Below are 18,418 nucleotides of genomic sequence, written 5' to 3' on the forward strand. Positions count from 1 at the left end.
CGCTACGGGTGCAACAGGAGCCACAGGCGCTCAAGGTGACAAGGGCGATAAAGGTGACGTAGGTGCTACGGGTGCAACAGGAGCTACAGGCGCTCAAGGTGACAAGGGCGATAAAGGTGATATCGGTGCTACAGGTGCAACTGGAGCAAAAGGCGACAAAGGTGATATCGGCGCGACTGGTGCAACAGGCGCTCAAGGTGACAAGGGCGATAAAGGTGATATCGGCGCAACTGGTGCAACAGGAGCTACAGGCTCTCAAGGTGACAAGGGCGATAAAGGTGATGTCGGTGCTACGGGCGCAACTGGAGCTAAGGGTGACAAAGGTGATATCGGCGCAACTGGAGCTAAGGGTGACAAAGGTGATATCGGCGCAACTGGTGCAACTGGTGCAACAGGAGCTACAGGCGCTCAAGGTGACAAGGGCGATAAAGGTGACGTAGGTGCTACGGGCGCAACTGGAGCTAAGGGCGACAAAGGTGATATCGGTGCAACTGGAGCTACAGGTGCTCAAGGATCTAAAGGAGATACAGGAGCAAATGGTAAGAGTGCATTTGAAATAGCCGTTGACAATGGCTATACAGGTACGGAACAAGAGTGGCTTGCATCTCAAGGTGGTGGTGGTAACAATCCTTACCTTGATGCTAATCCAAATGTAACGAGTTTTGGTGCTAAAGCCACAGGCTCTGGAGCTACGGCTCTTGGAGATGGTGCTGTTGCCGATGGTGAAAATAATACGGTTGTGGGTTCTGGAGCTTCAGCAAAAGGAAAATCAAATACTGTAGTCGGTAAAGGCAATAAAGTTGAAGGTGAGCGTTCAGGTGCCTTTGGTGATCCAAACGTCATTCAAGCAAATGGAAGTTATGCTGTTGGTAATGATAATACGATCACTGGTGATAACAGTTTTGTTGTTGGCAATAACGTAAATACTGCTGCCAAAAATGCTGTTGTTTTGGGTAATGATTCAGCGTCTGACAGAGATAATACTGTTTCAGTTGGTGCTGCTGGTAAAGAACGTCAGATTATTCATGTTGCAGCTGGTGTACAAGATACTGATGCTGTAAATGTTAAGCAGATGAAAGATGCCAATACCAAAACTTTAACTGATGCTAAAACTTATGCAGATGCAGGTGATCAGGCAACATTAACAAGTGCAAAAGGATATACAGATAGTCGTGAAGTGGTAATGCGTCAAGAATATAAAACTGCTGATGCAAAAGTGCTTTCTGATTCGAAAGCTTATACTGATACCAAAGTTATGGATCTAGAAAATAACTTTAGAGATGTATCAAGCCGTGTGGATCAAACGAATCAAGATGTTCGTAAAAACCGAGAAATTGCCGCGCAAGGTATTGCTGGTATTACTGCGATGACAAATATTCCAATGCCAGCTGAACAAGGTGCTTCTACTGTCGGTATGGGTATGGGGTATTATGATAGTCAGTCTGCTATCGCTGTGGGAGCAAGTCATTACTTCGATAATGGCGTTGCAATCAAAGGAGCATTCTCAACAGGCTTTAATAATGGTAATACAACTGCTGTAGGTGCTGGTGTGTCTTATTCTTGGAAATAAGTAACATTTCTACAATTTAGTGAAAGGAACTAAGCTTTAAATGAGCTTAGTTCCTTTTTTTATTGAACTGCGAAATGTTAATTTGAATCAATTGCAAATAAACTGACTAAGATTAAAAATCTGAATAAAACCAGAAAATTGTTTAATCAAGAAGCACTAAAGCAAAGACTCTACAAAATAAGCATATGTCAAGCATGGTGTTTTGTTGAGCCTATGCCTATAATACGGCTACTTGAAAAATCAGTAGACTGTGATTGGTATGTTATATTCATTGGCTCGCCCTTTGTTGTTTACTTTAGCACCAGAGCGTGCACATGAACTCACACTTTCTATGCTCGATACAGCGCATAAATTTGGATTGATGCATCAGAAAACTGCACATAAACCGGTGAGCTGTATGGGTATCGAGTTTCCAAACCCTGTTGGTCTTGCTGCTGGTTTAGATAAAAATGGTGCACACATTGATGCTCTAGCTGCTTTAGGTTTCGGTTTTATTGAAATTGGTACCATTACACCACGTCCACAAGCAGGTAATCCTCAACCACGTTTATTTCGTATTCCAGAAGCGAAAGCAATCATCAATCGCATGGGATTCAATAATGACGGTGTTGATCAACTGATTGAAAATGTTAAAGCTGCTAAGTTTAAAGGCGTTTTAGGAATTAACATTGGTAAAAATGCAGATACTGCCGTTGAAGATGCGGTTTCTGATTATTTGATTTGTTTAGAAAAAGTTTATAATTACGCATCATATATTACAGTTAATATTTCCTCACCGAATACAAAGAATTTACGTAGTTTACAAAGTGGCGATGCACTTACAGAGCTATTACAAACTTTGAAACAACGTCAACTAGAACTTGCTAAAGAAAATAATCATTATGTTCCTTTAGTACTCAAAGTAGCGCCAGATTTAACGCCTGAAGATATTACATTTATCGCTAAACAATTATTGAAATTTAAGATTGATGGCTTGATTGTTACCAATACGACATTAGGGCGAGAAGGTGTTGAAAATTTGCCGAATGGTAATGAAGCTGGTGGTTTGTCGGGCGCACCTGTTTTTGAGAAAAGCACCGAATGTTTACGTCAGTTCGCCGATGTTTTAGATGGAAAAATTCCTTTAATTGGTGTCGGGGGAATTGTTTCAGGTGAGCAGGCCGTAGCAAAACAAGAGGCGGGTGCGAGTCTCGTTCAAGTATACAGTGGCCTTATTTATACAGGTCCAACACTAGTAAAAGATTGTGTTAACGCGATGACTGTGTGACATGAACACACTTGATATCATCATCCTGATCATCTTGCTCATTGGAGGGTTGAACGGTTTGCGTCAAGGATTTATTAAAGCCTTTGCGAACTTGATCGGGTGGATATTCGCATTGGTCATTGGGGCTAAATACGCCGTCATTTGGGCACCTGCGATGAGCAGTCTAAGCCAAGACCCAGTTGTGCAAAAAATTGCTGCTTTTGCTTTTATTGTATTAGCCATCGTGATTTGCACATGGGTTATTACCGCATTCCTGAATGGGCTCTTGAAAAGTTTAAAATTGGGCCCATTAAATCGTCTAGCAGGCGGTGCATTTGGTTCACTAAAAGGTTTATTAATTGTCTTGATTGCGATGCAGGGTGTCGGTCCTTGGGTGAATAGTTCATCGCATTGGAAACAATCAAAATTTGTACAGATCTTGTTGCCATACGCGCCATTAGCGACCGAAATATCAAAAGATGCTGCAAATGAAGCGATACATCAAATGACATCTGAAGGTGCGTTATTACATCGCCCTTCGACTGAAATGGAGGAGTCAGAACGCGCTTCAGTAGATCAACGTTCTGATCATTCAACGAAAAATCCTTTTTATTAATTGGGGTTAAACCCCGTTCCTAGCTTGTCGCGAGGTTGCTATGTGTGGAGTTGTTGGGATTGCTGGTAAATCGCCAGTAAACCAAATGTTATTTGATGCCTTGACGATGTTACAACATCGAGGACAAGATGCAGCAGGGATTGTAACTTGCCATCAAGGGCGTTTATTCCTCCGCAAAGATAATGGTATGGTGCGTGATGTATTCCATACCCGTCACATGCGTGCTTTGCTTGGTAACTATGGGATAGGACATGTTCGTTATCCAACAGCAGGTTCATCAAGTAGTGCTGAAGCACAGCCGTTTTATGTAAACTCTCCATATGGTATTACCCTTGCACACAATGGTAACTTGACCAACGCCGCAGAAATTCATGATGATCTGTTTAAAACAGATTTACGTCACATGAATACTGATTCTGATTCTGAAGTTTTACTCAACGTGTTTGCACATGAGTTACAGAAGATCGGTACACTTAATCCAACGCCAGAAAATATCTTCCATACCGTATCTCGTGTTCATGAGCGTTGTAAAGGTGCTTATGGGGTTGTTGCGATGATCACAGGTCATGGGCTTGTTGGTTTCCGTGATCCAAACGGGATTCGTCCTTTAGTTTATGGTTCTCGTGAAACTGAGCAAGGCATTGAATATATCATTGCCTCTGAATCCGTTGCGATTACAGCGCTAGGTTTTAAAGTTGAGCGTGATATTGCACCAGGTGAGGCAGTTTTCATTAATTCAAATGGCGAATTGTTTACTAAACAATGTGCAGTAAATCCAGAATATCGTCCATGTATTTTTGAATATGTGTACTTTGCTCGTCCAGATGCAACAATTGATGGTATCTCAGTTTATAAAGCTCGTTTAAAAATGGGTGAAAAACTGGCTTATAAAATTTTGAAGGAATGGGGTGAAGAGCACGATATTGATGTGGTCATTCCAATTCCAGATACCAGTCGTACTTCAGCATTAGAATTGGCTAATATTTTGGGCGTGAAATTCCGTGAAGGTTTTATGAAAAACCGTTACATCGGACGTACCTTCATTATGCCAGGTCAACAGCAGCGCAAAAAATCAGTTCGTCAAAAGCTAAACCCAGTTGAGCTTGAATTTAAAGATAAAAATGTACTGTTAGTGGATGACTCGATTGTACGTGGTACAACGTGCAATGAAATTATTCAAATGGCACGTGATTCTGGCGCGAAGAAAGTATTCTTTGCTTCGGCTGCACCTATGGTGAAATATCCAAACGTGTATGGTATCGATATGCCAGCAAAATCTGAATTAATTGCTTCAGATCGTACAGTTGAAGAAATTCGTGAGATTATTGGTGCAGATCGTTTAGTTTTCCAAGATTTGGAAGATTTAAAGAACGCAGTGCGTACCAGCAAAGTACCTGATTTAAGAGAATTTGATTGTTCTGTATTTGACGGGATCTATGTGGCTGGTGGGATTGATAATGACTATCTGATAAATCTCGAGCAGAAACGTAATGATTCAGCAAAAAAGAAAGCAGATGGTTATATTGATGTAAATATCGATGCTTCTTCTGTTGATTTAACAGGTATTAAAGAAGAGTAATCATTTAAATCTATAGAAAAGCGGGAAATTCCCGCTTTTTTATTTTATGATACTTAAGGTTTCGAAGCCTCTAAGATCAACAATGTAATCAGGAAAATTTACATTGAAAGAAATGAGCCATTATTTAATTGAAAATAAAAATATTGCATGGTCGGTAAGTTTTTGCTTGCTCGCTATGTTATTGACGGTTTTTATTCTCAATTTGATTTTGGGTTTAGTTGTTCACTTCTTTGACTATACTCAACTCATTTGGTGGCATGTTCTTAGCCCATATTTTATATTTCTTTTATTCTTTGTTTTGGTTTGGTCGGTTGGTGCTGAACTTTATGTCTTACGTGAAGGCGGCCATTCACTTGCAAAACAACTTAAAGCAAGACGCCTTGTTTTTGACGAAAGTACGCCCGAAGAAAGCACAGCATTAAAAGTCGTAGAGCAAGTTGCTCAAAGTTTTGCGATTGATACCCCCGCTGTTTATGTGCTCCCAGATGAAGTTGGTGTGAATGCGTTAACCGCAGGCTTCAGATCTCAAGACATCGTAATTATTTTAACTTGGGGTGCTTTACAAAATTTAGATGAACTAGAGCTATATGGTTTATTAAGTTATGAATTCAACCAGATTTTATCAGGTGAAGCAGTTGAAAATACTAAATTAAAAATCTTATACAGTGGTTTAACCACCTTTAGTCAATGGGGAAGTAAATTAGCTCAAGCAGGCTACAATCCTTATGCCACGTCTTATCGAAACAAATTCGAAACTATTTTTGTTGCAATTGGTGGAGTGATTTGGCTAATTGGGAGTTTAGGAATTTTAATTACGCGTTTAATTAAATATTTGACCTTAAGTGGGCGAACCTTTCGTAATGACCTGAAAACTATGCGTTTGATGAATAATAATGCCAATATTCAAACCTTGTTACGTATCTATGTCCACCATTCAGGTTCGCAAATTCATAGTGCGTATTCAGAGTCGATTTCACATATGTGTTTCGCAAATTCTCTTAGTCCACAAAGTTGGATGAATATTCATCCAAGTATCAAAGATCGAATTTATGAACTAAATCCTACTTTGTTACAGGATTTGCAATTAGAAAATTTAAAAAAGCTACGCAATCGTCCTTTATTCAGTCTGTTTCGTTCTTTGGAAGAGGAAATGACAGATATGACCTTACCTTGGAGCTCGCCACAGCCTTTACCTTTATTGCGTTTATCGCCGATCAGTTTTGCTTTGAATGATGCAATTAAGCCTTTAAACTCTGAAATGCGGAAGAATAAAAAGCGCCCAGAATTAATACAAAGAGCGATGCAAACGGCGACCGGTTCAAGGGAAGTGATGGTTGCGATTTTGATGATTCGTCAATATCGTGAGTTTATTCCTCAAGAAGCTGCGGTAAGTCATGCAATCGTAGATTCTTTATTGAATTTAGATGGTCGTATTCATGTTCAAATCTTCCATGATGCCTGTAAAAATATTGGACATATGCCGACAAGTATTGCTCGTCAATTTTTGACTAAATTGGCTTGTATTATTCAAGAAGATGGTGAAGTGGGTTTGCTTGATGCTTTATTGTTGGAGCGAGTAAAGCGTGAACTTAATCTTATGCCTGCACATTTACCAACATCATTTGAAGATGTGAAAGCACAAATTGTGCATTTAATTGATGCTTTATTACATGTACAGCAAATTAATAGTCCAAATCAGCTTGAGGTGCGTGAGCGAATTCTTCAACAGATTTTAGCACCCGAAGAAATGCAGATTTACGCAGATATTTCTGATGAACCACTTGATTTAGCAGAAATTTTAAATGATGTCTCAGGCTTATTATTACGTGATCGTCTCAATATTTTAGCGATTGCAGAGCGATGTTTATGGAGCGATCGTATCATCACGCAAGATGAATTAGATGTTTTAGAGTTGCTTTATTGGCGTTTAGGATTCGATACACGTGAAGTTGTTGAACAAATGCAAAAGAAAAATAGTTTGATGATTATTTAATAATAAACTCGTATTAGAGCTAGAAAGATCAAGGTTAAAACGTTACGTGACAATCACATAAAATGATTTAATTTCAAGGTAAGCTTGCCCTTTATTTTAATCTTGAATTACGCATTTTTTGAGTAAGTTATGCAACATATTGAAATTTTAAAGGCTTTATTTTTAGGGTTTATTGAGGGCTTGACCGAATTTTTACCGATTTCAAGTACGGGTCATTTGATTTTATTTGGTCACATGATCGACTTCCATTCTGACGATGGGCGTGTATTTGAAGTTGTCATTCAGCTCGGTGCAATTTTGGCTGTTTGTTGGTTATACCGACAAAAGATTTTTGAGTTGGTTAAAGGTTTTTTTAGTGGCGATTCAGAAGCGCGTCATTTTGCTTTTAGCGTTTTGATTGCTTTCTTTCCTGCTGTCGTGATTGGTATTTTCGCAGTCGATTTTATTAAAAGTGTCTTATTTAGTCCACTTGTGGTCGCAATCGCATTGATTGTTGGTGGTCTGATTATTTTCTGGGTTGAGTCCAAAAATTTTGATCATAAAACAACTGAAGCGACAAAAATTACTTATAAGCAAGCTTTTTTAGTCGGTTGTGCACAATGCGTTGCAATGATTCCAGGGACTTCTCGTTCTGGTGCTACCATTGTGGGAGGAATGTTCTCAGGCTTGTCTCGTAAAGCGGCAACAGAATTTTCTTTCTTTCTTGCGATGCCAACGATGTTGGGGGCTGCAACTTTTGATCTTATTCGTAATGCGGATGTATTGACACAAGATAATATGTTGAATATTGGAGTTGGTTTTGTTGCTGCTTTTATTTCGGCATTATTGGTGGTGAGCGCATTAGTTAAATTTGTTGAACGCCACACTTTACGCGTATTTGCTTGGTATCGGATTGTACTGGGTATTATTTTATTATTTGTTTTTCTATAAAAATAAAATCTCCCTTTTAGAAAAATTACTAAAAGGGAGAGATTCTAAGTTAAAATTCTTATTCTTTATTTCTTTTTTCATGTTTAGAACTGGTTCGATTGTAAGATGACAATAGCTAAAATGAATGCCCGAGATTTAATCATTGATTTACTTTTAGGGCTGCAAGGTCGTGAGATCTCGATTAAACAAATTATTATCGCAGCGAAGCTTTTTGAGATTAGCGAAAATAGTATTCGTGTCGCAGTAACCCGATTATCTAGTGATGGGGTGATTGAGGCAATTGAGCGAGGTATATATCAATTTACGGCTAAATCACACGAATGGGCGGATGTGATGTTGAACCGTAAAAACGGAATTAAACAAACAAAACAATGGGATCACCAATACTTAGCTGTCTTTACGGGTGAATTAGGGCGAGTCGATCGTACAGCTTTAAACCGCCGAGAACGCGCATTAAAGCACTTCGGTTTTAAAGAGTTAGAACAAGGCATTTATATTCGCCCTGATAATTTAGCCATTTCTTTTAAAGAGGTATTTTTGGCATTACAAGCTTCTGGCTTAGAAAAAAGCGCCAAAATTTGCCAAATTAATCATTTCGACACCACAACATTAAATAAAATTCCGAAGCTTTGGCCCACTCAAACGCTTAACCAAAACTATAAAAAATATAGTCAAATGATTCAAAAGTGGTTGGAGACAGTTGAGCAATTAAGCTTAGATATTGCTGCTAAAGAATCGCTACTGCTTGGTCGGCAGACCATTTCTTTGCTGATGAATGATCCATTATTACCTGAGGATTTTGTTGATGTTCATTTACGTGATCAATTTGCATTAAGTGTTCAGCAATTGGATCAGACTGGACTGGAATTGTGGCAACGATTCTATGAAATCAGTTTAGTATAAATATTACTGAAAAATTAATTTTAATGTATTGACAGAAATATTACTTAATCTAAAATAAAAATTATATTTATGTATCTATAGAAATAGAAAAATTGTAGGGTAGGGATATGAATACACGGACATCAATAAGTGATTTGTTCACAAGAGAAGAAATCACAGAATTGACAACAAAGTCAGATTTACACGGTAGTTGGGCTGTTTTATCAACTTGGGCAGTCATTGGTGGAACCTTTGCTGCGGTTGCCAGTACATGGGAGTATTTACCTGTTTGGGGCAAATTACTGATGTGTATAGCTGCATTGGTAATATTAGCGGGTCGTCAACTTGCGCTTGCAATCATTATGCATGACGCTTCACACCAAAGCTTATTTAAAACCAAATGGCTGAATGATATTGCCACTGATTGGCTCTGTGCTCGTCCAATCTGGAATGATCTAAAGAAATATCGTGCTCATCATTTACGCCATCACAGTAAAACTTCTACCGTAGAGGATCCTGATTTGTCTTTGGTTGAGGGTTTCCCAACTTCGAAGAAATCGTTAATGCGTAAGTTTTTCCGTGATGTTTCTGGAATAACTGGATTAAAATTCGCGCTTGGACGAGTGCTTATGGATGTTGAGAAAATGGAGTGGACGGTATCAAACGACCGTCGTTGGATTTCTCAAGAGGGACGCCATTGGGTCGACTATCCAAAAGCATTTCTAAAAAATAGTGGTGGTGCAATAGCAACAAATGCTGCTTTGTTTTCAATATTATGGGCAGCTGGTCATCCTAAACTATATGCACTTTGGATCTTAACATATTTAACACCATTTCCATTATTTTTACGTGTTCGTTCGATGGCAGAACATGCAGGTATGCCAACCAGTAATAGTGCATTAACGAATACACGGTCTACAAAAGCAGGTTATATTGCTCGTGCTTTAGTTGCGCCCATCCATGTCAATTTCCATAAAGAACATCACTTAATGGCAACAGTTCCATATTTTAAGTTACCTAAAATGCACCAGATGTTATTAGAGCGTGGACATGTTCCTGAGCCTCCTAGTTATTGGCAAGTCTTAAATGAACTTTCAGATCAAGCTGATTAAATGTTTGTTTATAGTTTTAGGCATAATTTAAAAATAATCTAAGTCATTTGGGATGTATTGTTATGGCGCTTAGTAAGCATGAAATTACTCATTTTTTGGCACAGGAATTTCCTCAAGCACTCGAAAAAACAACTATCGAAGAGATTAGTCCTAAAGGCGCACAGTTACTTTATAAAATCGATCAGAACGATTTACGCCCAGGTCAAACCGTATCAGGTCCAACCTTGATGTTGGTGGCTGATTTCGCTCTATATGTTGCGATTATGGGACATTTAGGTCTAATTACTATGGCTGTTACAACCAACATGACCATTAATTTTTTCCGTAAACCTAATGGAAATCAAGATATTAAAGCTGAGTGTAAATTAATCAAAGTTGGTAAAACATTAGTTACAGGTGAAGTGTGGTTATATTCTTTGGATGATGAAGAACCAGTTGCGCATGTGATTGGAACATATGCGCTTCCACCGCGAATAGCTCAGTAATTATTTGGCTAATTAGAATTGTTTAAAACGATCTTGTTTAGAGAGTAATTGACTGGAAATTCCTAAAAAAATAAACCTTGTCATAGGATAATGATCATTGATCGGGTGTGATAAAGAAATCAATCTTATCGAGCAAGAATAAATGATAATTAAAAAAAGTTTAATTGGGTTAGCATTATTTGGATGTGCTATATCAACTCAAGCTAAACAGACCGTTTGTGTTTTTGATCCAGTCGGCAAATCGGGGGATGCATTTGCATTAGCAAAGGATTATGCACTTGAAGCTAAAAAGTGGGGTGCAGATATTGATTTACGCGCTTATGTTGATGAGCGAGTCGCAGCAGAAGATTTGAAAGTTGGACAATGTGATGGTGCGATTATTAGTGGTTTGCGTGGTCGCCAATTCAATAAATATGTAGGATCATTGGATGCAATTGGTGCATTAACAGACTTAAAAACAGCAATACTTGCCTATCAATTGCTATCTAAGCCACAAGCAGCAAAAAGTATGCTTAATGGTCCTTATGAAATTGCTGGTTTAGGAACGATTGGTCCTGCTTACCTCTTTGTAGCTGATCGTAGTATTAATACTTTAGCCAAAGCTGCTGGAAAGAAGGTTGGAGTATTTGCATATGATGAAGCTCAACCTAAACTTGTTGCTCAAGTTGGTGCTCAAGCGGTTTCTGTTGATGTCACCAATGCTGGTGCAAAATTTAATAACCATCAAATTGATATTGTCCCAGCACCGATCGTTGCTTATAAACCCTTTGAACTCTATAAAGGTTTGGGGGATAAAGGTGGAATCGTAAAATTTCCATTAACACAAATTTCAGCAAATTTTATTATTCGAAAGGATAAGTTTCCTGAAGGATTTGGGCAAAAGTCTCGTGAATGGGTAGCGGGTCAACTTGGTCGTACATTTAATATAATCGCAAAATATGAAAAAGAAATTCCTGAAAAATATTGGATGAACATCCCCCCAGAAGAACAGCTTAATTATATGAAAATGATGCGCGAAGCTCGTATTTCTTTAACCAAAGCGGGTATTTATGATCCAAAAATGATGAACTTTCTGAAAAAAGTGCGTTGTAAGCAAAACCCAAATAGTTTTGAATGCGCCCTTAATGATGAATAAAGCATAGTTTACAATTCTGAAAACCTCTTTATTCATTGTAATTAAGAGGTTTTTTATTGATTCCAAAATTTTAAATTTTAAAAAACATAACAACATTTAAGTATGCGAAAGAGTAAGAACATGCTAAAACTAACTATGTTCAAATTTATTTGTTCTTACTATACTCGGCTAATATGACGCAATCGTTCGACTTCATACCCTTATCGCAAATTGAATCAAATCAAGAACATATTTTAGCGATTAAACGTAATGATTTACTTCCTCTACTAAATGATCCACATCGTTTGAATCATTATGCAGACCATTTAGTTCAAGCTCAAAGTGTATTACTGAATGGTGTTGACCCTAGATTGAATCAGCAATTGAGTGAAGTGATTACCCAGATTATTCAGCAACTTTCAATTTCCAAAAAACATTTAGGTGGCCGTCGTTTTAACGCGTTGCAAAAATGGTTAGGTATAGATGTTGAATACGATGCTGGTCAAGTAAAGTTTGTCAAAGATCTTGAGCGTTTAATCAATGAAGCAAATCATTTAAGCCAGCGATTACAGATCGAAATCCAAAAATCGCAATCACGATTACAGCAAGCTTTAGGTTTAAGAGAACAGATGGCTGCTTATATCCGCGCCGCTGATGAGTTTTTAATAGAATATCCTCAATTTACTCAACAGCAAAAGCTTGACCATTTTGTTGAACGGCTCTCGAAAAAAATAAATACCTTACAAACCTTACAAACGAGTAATGATATTGCGATGAAACAAATGCAGTTATCACAAGAGTTATCTTTTGGCTTGCTAGATCGATTTAAAGAAGCACAACAGGTTTTGATTCCTGCATGGCAATATCACGTTAAACAAAGTACAGCATCGACTTCAACAAATACACTTGATCAGCTTGATAAAAGTCGAGAAGATTTAATTAAAAATTTGAAAAAATCATTACAGAAATAAGAGGGAAAAAAGATGTCAGATTCAGAACTTAGCAAATTATCTCATGAGCTTGAAATGAAGCCTGAGCAACGTTTTGAGCAGTTGAACTTAAAAGATTTAGGATTGCAACGACAAGATCTTGCAGAAGTAATGGATGCACATAAAGAACTGGCAGATATTAGCACGACAGTGGTGGCTGAATATGGCAAAAATATTGCCAGTAAAACTTCGACTTATACTGATGAGCTGTTAAATCTGGTTCAGAATAAAGATTTGGATACGACTGGACAAAAACTTAATGAGGTAGTGCAAGTCGCACAGCAATTGAATACTTCAAGTATTTTGAATAAATCAAAAAGCTCTGGGTTTTTTGGCAGTTTACTGAGTAAATTTAAAAGTGCTAAACAAAATTTTGATCAGCATTTTAATACCACTAAAGAGCAGATTGATGTATTGGTTAAAGAAATTGAAAGTTCTCAATCAGGGTTGAAAGCTCGGGTTGGAACGTTAGATAAAATGTTCGATGCAGTACAGGATGAATATAAACAGCTTGGTGTTTATATTGCTGCAGGGCAATTAAAACAGCAGGATATTCAGCAACAGATCTCAATGCTCACATCACAAGAGCAGGATCAACAAACGACACAACAGATCTATGATCTTAATCATTTAGCGAATAATCTTGAGAAAAGAGTCAGTGATTTGCAGGTTTTACAACAGTCTGCGATGCAAACCTTACCGATGATTCGGATTATCCAGTCGAATAATTTAATGTTGGTAGATAAGTTCTATGCCATTAAGAACATTACGCTACCAGCATGGAAAAATCAGATTAGTCTGGCGATTTCATTACAAGAGCAAAAGAATAGTGTTCAGCTTGCCAAGGCTATTGATGACACAACGAATGAATTATTACGTCGCAATGCTGAATTATTACATCAAAATTCAGTCGATACTGCGAAAGCGAATCAACGTTCAGTGATTGATGTGGAAACACTTGAACATGTACAAAATACCCTCATTAAAACTGTAAATGATGTGATTCAGATTCAGAAAGAAGGGATGCAAAAGCGTGCGGAAGCGACAACACGTTTACGTGCTTTGCAAGAGAATTTAAATCATTTAGTGCTTGAGCATAGCCAGCCACCCAAATCTTGATATTGTTAATTTTTGAAGGAAAAATCATTGTCACCCATAAACGATTTTAGTGTACAACCGATTGACCAACGTTTAGATGCATTAAAAAAACGTCAACGTCATTTAATGATCTGGTTTATTTTAGCCTGTACATTGGTCGTTATTACAGTTGCATCGTTATTTTTGCAAAAAGAATTTATCTATCGGTTTTTTGATCTTTCCACGCATGTTCAGGCATTAGATTTGCCTTATCATGTTCAAGAATTGGTGCCATTTAAACAACCAGTTGATTATTTTTTTAATTTATTATCATGGTTTGGTTGGTTGTTTCTAAAAATTTTGGTTTCGTTTATTGGGGCATTTTTACTGCTCAGTTGGATGAAGAAATTTAAGTTTTTTCAGCCACGTTTCCAAGCATGGACACAACGAGTTTTAGCTTGGATTATTGCCTTTATTTTGCTTTGGTCTGGTCTAAGCTACATTCAATACGATTGGAAAGATGAAACCAAACAGGCGTATCAACAATGGATGAGCTATCAAAATAATATTGTTGAAAGTCAAATTGCTCAAGATTTACAGCAGGCCAACATTTCATCGACGGAAAAAGCCTATGTGTTGGCACAAGTGGCTTTACTACATCAGCCTGTCGATCGTAAAACTGCCAATGTCTATGTGAATCAATTGATTGTCGCTGAGAAGAATAACCCGATTCAGTTTAAACAATATGATTTTAAGCCTGAACAGTTATGGGTCATGCAGCAGCAACTATATGGTAAAAGTATCACCTCAATTACGCAGCCCTTAGATCTGCGTGCACAACAAGCCGAACGTATTTCTCAGATTGTGAATGTAATTTTATGGGGCTTGATTGTGTTGGTTGTTGCTTTAAGCAGCATTTTATATGTACTTGCTAAACAATTGAAAAATCGCCGTTTCCGCATTAATCAAAAGCTTGATGTCTCTTAAATCTTAATTCGGTTTATCCGATTAATTTTATAAAAACATACTGTTTTACCTATTTATATATTTTGCGTACTATAGCTTTATTGAATGAATTTAGCTGATTTGAACTGCTTAGAATTTGGAGAAATACATGTTAGATCAAAATATTAAAACGCAATTAAAAGCTTACTTAGAACGTTTAGAAAGTCCAATCGAGTTAGTTGCGGCTCTAGATGAATCAGACAAAGCCGCAAAAATCAAAGAACTCGTGACTGAAATTGCGGAACTATCTGACCAAGTTACGGCGCGTTTTGACGGTTCAAACGCTCGCCGTCCTAGTTTCGGTGTAGCTAAAGCAGGTGAACAACCACGTGTGTTCTTTGCTGGCTTACCGATGGGACATGAGTTTACTTCTTTGATCTTGGCATTATTACAAGTATCAGGTTACGCACCTAAAGTCTCTGATGAAGTCTTGAACCAGATCAAAGGCTTAAACTTGAAATCAAACTTTGATGTGTTTGTTTCATTGAGTTGCCATAACTGTCCAGATGTGGTTCAAGCACTCAACTTGATTGCAATCTATAACCAGAATGCAACTGCAACCATGATTGATGGTGGTTTTTTCCAAGAAGAAGTTGAAGAACGCAAAATCTTAGCTGTACCGATGGTGTTTCAAGACAATGAACATATTGGACAAGGTCGTATGACTTTGGAAGAAATCGTGGCGAAGCTAGACACTAATTCTGCTGAGAAAGATGCCGCAGCACTTAATGCCAAAGATGCTTTTGATGTATTGGTGATTGGTGGTGGTCCTGCGGGTGGTACAGCAGCGATCTACGCAGCGCGTAAAGGTATCAAAACAGGTATCGTCGCTGAACGTTTTGGTGGTCAGGTCATGGATACGATGGACATTGAAAACTTCACCACAGTACAAAAAACTGTAGGTCCGAAGTTCGCTCAAGATATGGAAGCACACGTACGTGAGTACGGTGTGGACATCATGAATTTGCAACGTGTCAGCAAGATCACAGGTGCAGATCAAACGACCAATGGTCTGGTTGAGGTTGAATTGGAAAATGGAGCTAAGCTTGAATCGAAAACCATTATTCTTTCAACAGGTGCACGTTGGAGAGAAATGAATGTACCGGGTGAAGCAGAATACCGTACACGTGGTGTGGCGTACTGCCCCCACTGTGATGGCCCATTATTCAAAGGCAAACGTGTTGCGGTGATTGGTGGTGGTAACTCTGGTGTAGAAGCAGCGATTGACCTTGCAGGAATTGTTGAGCATGTGACTTTAGTTGAGTTTGATACCAAACTTCGCGCAGATCAAGTGTTGCAAGACAAGTTAAACAGCTTGCCAAATACCACTGTAATCTTAAATGCACTCAGTACTGAAGTTGTGGGAGATGGTTCACAAGTGACGGCATTGAAATACAAAGATCGTGCGACTGATGTTGAACATACAGTTGAACTCGCAGGAATCTTTGTTCAGATTGGTTTATTACCAAACACGGATTTCTTGAAGAACAGTGCGGTTGAACTCAGCAATCGTGGTGAGATTGTGATCAATGATCGTAATGAAACCAATGTCAAAGGTGTATTTGCTGCGGGTGACTGTACCACCGTACCGTACAAGCAAATCATTATTGCGACAGGTGAAGGTGCCAAAGCTTCTCTATCCGCTTTTGATTATATGATTCGTTCTGGCGTGTAAATGATTTAATCTAAAAAAGCCCCAATGATTTGGGGCTTTTTTATTGTCTTTAGTTCTTCTGCTTATATAAACCATGATCGACAAGGTGTTCACGTAAGATACGACGTAACTCCAATACCGCTTCTGGTGTTTCTTGAATCGAGTGACCACCCGTAAAAATTTTCTCAGAAACTGCTCCATCTAAATGTGCGCTCTTATATGGAACGATGCCATCTGTAATTACATTCGGATCATCACTTTTAGTAATATTGCCCATAATAGAATGGAAAACTAAGCCTTTTTCAGGTGGGATACTAGCTGTCAGTTCCATAAATTTAGATTTTTTACTTAAATCGCTTGGTCCATTTTGAATGACATCATTAGTCAGTGTTTTGACAAAATCTTTTAAATCAACATCATCACTGGTCAGTGTATCTGCAAGGGTTGTTAAGAAAGTTGCAGGAAGTTTAATAATTTTTCTTGCTGCTAGAGTAAACCATCGGTCTGCATAATCTGTACCTCGGTGTGGTGCTGCGAGAAAAATAGCTCGATCAAAATTTTCAATTGGTTTCATTTTGAGTCTTTCACCAATGACAGGGTGTTTTCTTAGACGTGTTTGTTGGCGATTATTCATCAATTCTAAAGCTTGTTTAGAAATATCTGCATCACTCACTAAAAGCCGACTAATAATTCCACCCATACTATGCCCAATTAAAACTGCATCTTGAGCCGCTGCATCTTTGGGACTAAGCGAACCAAATGCTTGTTTTAATAAAGCATAAATTTGAAAACGGCTTTCCAAAATTGGCATATTGGTAGAGTAAAAAATTTGCCAAACTTGATAATGTTCTCTTAATATTGCATCACCCATAATGTCATTAGTTACCGCAATCCATGCTTCAGGGCTACTTGCTAGACCATGAACTAATACAATGATTTTCTTATTTGGGTTATAGGGTTCCAGCATATAGAGATGTGGCATTGCCAAATGCTGATCGCGGTCAATTAAGGTCAAATATGCAGCCGCACCTAAATTGTTTTCTGCTAGCCATAAACCATAGGGTGCAGAAAAATTTGCTGCTAATGAATATGGTTTACCTGCAATCTCTACTTTCTCAACGCTATAAGGATCATAAACCTTAATTTCAAAATTCGGATTTGTTAAAACATCTTCTATCGTTGCATTCGATTTTTTAGGTTGAGCAATAATTGTGGCTGCTAAATAGCGTGCTTTATGAATATTCGGATTTATCCCTTTAGGATAATCATGAGTTAAAGGATTAAGAATATATTTATTTTCTTGTGATGATGAGTCGGTCGATGGAAAAACTGCAACAAAATCAGAACCGAAACCATCACGGCGGTTAATCGCTCTTAATCCAGAAAAATTCATGTTGTAACTAGAAATAAATTTTTCCAGTTTCATATTTTGTAGGCGTTGATATGCTTGAATATCAATTGTATAAGTACTTTTCCCAATTTTAATTGTTGGGGTAAGATTGGTCGATGGATTCCTTAAACTATGACCATTCACCAATTGAGTAAGTGCCTGATTGTAGAAATCTCGAATTTGTACTTGGCGGTTATCAAAAAGTCGTTCTTGTGGCTGACGTGATGTTTTGAATAAATAAGCATAACTATAACGAATACTTTTATCCAAAGCTTCAAGCTTCTGATCTAAACAACTTTCATAATTTTGCTGAATTAGCTTTTGTTCATCAGCAGGTTTGTATTTAGACAATTTACTGATTTTACATTCTGATGAGTCCGACAGTGACATGGCTTTAGCAAGATATAGTTCACTGGCTGTCGACAATAATTGTTCGTCTTGAATCTGAGGAATTTTGTGTAGATCTGCAATGCATTCATTCGGGGATTGCATACAAATTTTTGCTTCTTTACCTGACATCGATAAGACGTTCAGGCTCGCTTCACTTAACTTTTTCTGAGTTAGTATGCTATTACGTTCATTGGCTATGGTGACATCAACCGCTTGTTGCTTGAGGCTAACGACCTGACAGCCATTTAAAGCAATAGTTGATAACAGCGTGAAGGCAAATAGATATTTGTTTGAATTAGATGCTTGCATTATCAAGGAGCAAATTTAGCCGGAAGATTCTAGCTATAATACGAAAAAAAGATGTTTTTTCAATCAACTTAAAAAAA

Annotated in this window: 15 protein-coding genes; 14 read left to right on the forward strand and 1 reads right to left on the reverse strand. The window is 38.0% G+C overall.

The annotated features are described in order from the left end of the window. The 14 genes from IEV17_RS06310 to ahpF form a co-directional block, all read left to right on the forward strand. Positions 1 to 1,570 (forward strand): YadA family autotransporter adhesin (locus IEV17_RS06310; RefSeq protein WP_194423763.1); only part of this gene is annotated, 1,570 nt, incomplete at its 5' end. 259 nt (positions 1,571 to 1,829) lie between these two features. Beyond that, positions 1,830 to 2,837, forward strand: a complete 1,008-nt coding sequence (locus IEV17_RS06315) for a quinone-dependent dihydroorotate dehydrogenase (protein WP_004661528.1) — start codon at positions 1,830 to 1,832, stop codon at positions 2,835 to 2,837. A gap of 1 nt (position 2,838) precedes the next feature. Beyond that, positions 2,839 to 3,432 carry a CvpA family protein gene (locus IEV17_RS06320; protein ID WP_004661529.1) on the forward strand — a complete coding sequence of 198 codons (594 nt, stop codon included), beginning with the start codon at positions 2,839 to 2,841 and terminating at the stop codon, positions 3,430 to 3,432. Between the two features lie 40 nt (positions 3,433 to 3,472). Beyond that, the gene (gene purF, locus IEV17_RS06325; protein WP_004661530.1) at positions 3,473 to 5,011 is read left to right on the forward strand and encodes an amidophosphoribosyltransferase; all 1,539 of its coding nucleotides are present in this window, start codon (positions 3,473 to 3,475) and stop codon (positions 5,009 to 5,011) included. Between the two features lie 103 nt (positions 5,012 to 5,114). Further along, positions 5,115 to 7,004, forward strand: coding sequence for a M48 family metalloprotease (locus IEV17_RS06330; RefSeq protein WP_004661531.1), 1,890 nt, complete (start codon positions 5,115 to 5,117; stop codon positions 7,002 to 7,004). 129 nt (positions 7,005 to 7,133) lie between these two features. Next, positions 7,134 to 7,934: an undecaprenyl-diphosphate phosphatase gene (locus tag IEV17_RS06335; protein ID WP_004661532.1), complete on the forward strand. Its 801-nt coding sequence runs from the start codon at positions 7,134 to 7,136 to the stop codon at positions 7,932 to 7,934. A gap of 105 nt (positions 7,935 to 8,039) precedes the next feature. Then, on the forward strand, positions 8,040 to 8,837 hold the full coding sequence (locus tag IEV17_RS06340; RefSeq protein WP_004661533.1) for a PaaX family transcriptional regulator C-terminal domain-containing protein: 798 nt from the start codon (positions 8,040 to 8,042) through the stop codon (positions 8,835 to 8,837). Between the two features lie 107 nt (positions 8,838 to 8,944). Continuing rightward, positions 8,945 to 9,928, forward strand: coding sequence for a fatty acid desaturase family protein (locus IEV17_RS06345; RefSeq protein ID WP_004661534.1), 984 nt, complete (start codon positions 8,945 to 8,947; stop codon positions 9,926 to 9,928). Positions 9,929 to 9,990: 62 nt separating this feature from the next. Beyond that, positions 9,991 to 10,413 carry a PaaI family thioesterase gene (locus IEV17_RS06350; RefSeq protein WP_004661535.1) on the forward strand — a complete coding sequence of 141 codons (423 nt, stop codon included), beginning with the start codon at positions 9,991 to 9,993 and terminating at the stop codon, positions 10,411 to 10,413. Positions 10,414 to 10,555: 142 nt separating this feature from the next. Continuing rightward, positions 10,556 to 11,548: a putative solute-binding protein gene (locus IEV17_RS06355; protein WP_004661536.1), complete on the forward strand. Its 993-nt coding sequence runs from the start codon at positions 10,556 to 10,558 to the stop codon at positions 11,546 to 11,548. Between the two features lie 173 nt (positions 11,549 to 11,721). After that, positions 11,722 to 12,498: a hypothetical protein gene (locus IEV17_RS06360; protein ID WP_004661537.1), complete on the forward strand. Its 777-nt coding sequence runs from the start codon at positions 11,722 to 11,724 to the stop codon at positions 12,496 to 12,498. A gap of 12 nt (positions 12,499 to 12,510) precedes the next feature. Next, entirely contained in the window at positions 12,511 to 13,635 is a 1,125-nt protein-coding gene (locus IEV17_RS06365) for a toxic anion resistance protein (protein WP_004661538.1), read from the forward strand. Positions 13,636 to 13,662: 27 nt separating this feature from the next. Then, positions 13,663 to 14,580 (forward strand): hypothetical protein, encoded by a 918-nt coding sequence (locus IEV17_RS06370; RefSeq protein ID WP_004661541.1) that lies wholly within the window; start codon positions 13,663 to 13,665, stop codon positions 14,578 to 14,580. Positions 14,581 to 14,707: 127 nt separating this feature from the next. Then, positions 14,708 to 16,273, forward strand: coding sequence for an alkyl hydroperoxide reductase subunit F (ahpF, locus tag IEV17_RS06375; RefSeq protein ID WP_004661542.1), 1,566 nt, complete (start codon positions 14,708 to 14,710; stop codon positions 16,271 to 16,273). Between the two features lie 49 nt (positions 16,274 to 16,322). Here ahpF and IEV17_RS06380 read toward each other — a convergent pair whose 3' ends face one another. Further along, entirely contained in the window at positions 16,323 to 18,341 is a 2,019-nt protein-coding gene (locus tag IEV17_RS06380; protein ID WP_004661545.1) for an esterase/lipase family protein, read from the reverse strand. Positions 18,342 to 18,418 lie beyond the last annotated feature (77 nt).

This window comes from Acinetobacter modestus (assembly GCF_014636095.1).
In the GTDB taxonomy this organism is placed as follows: Bacteria; Pseudomonadota; Gammaproteobacteria; order Pseudomonadales; family Moraxellaceae; genus Acinetobacter; species Acinetobacter modestus.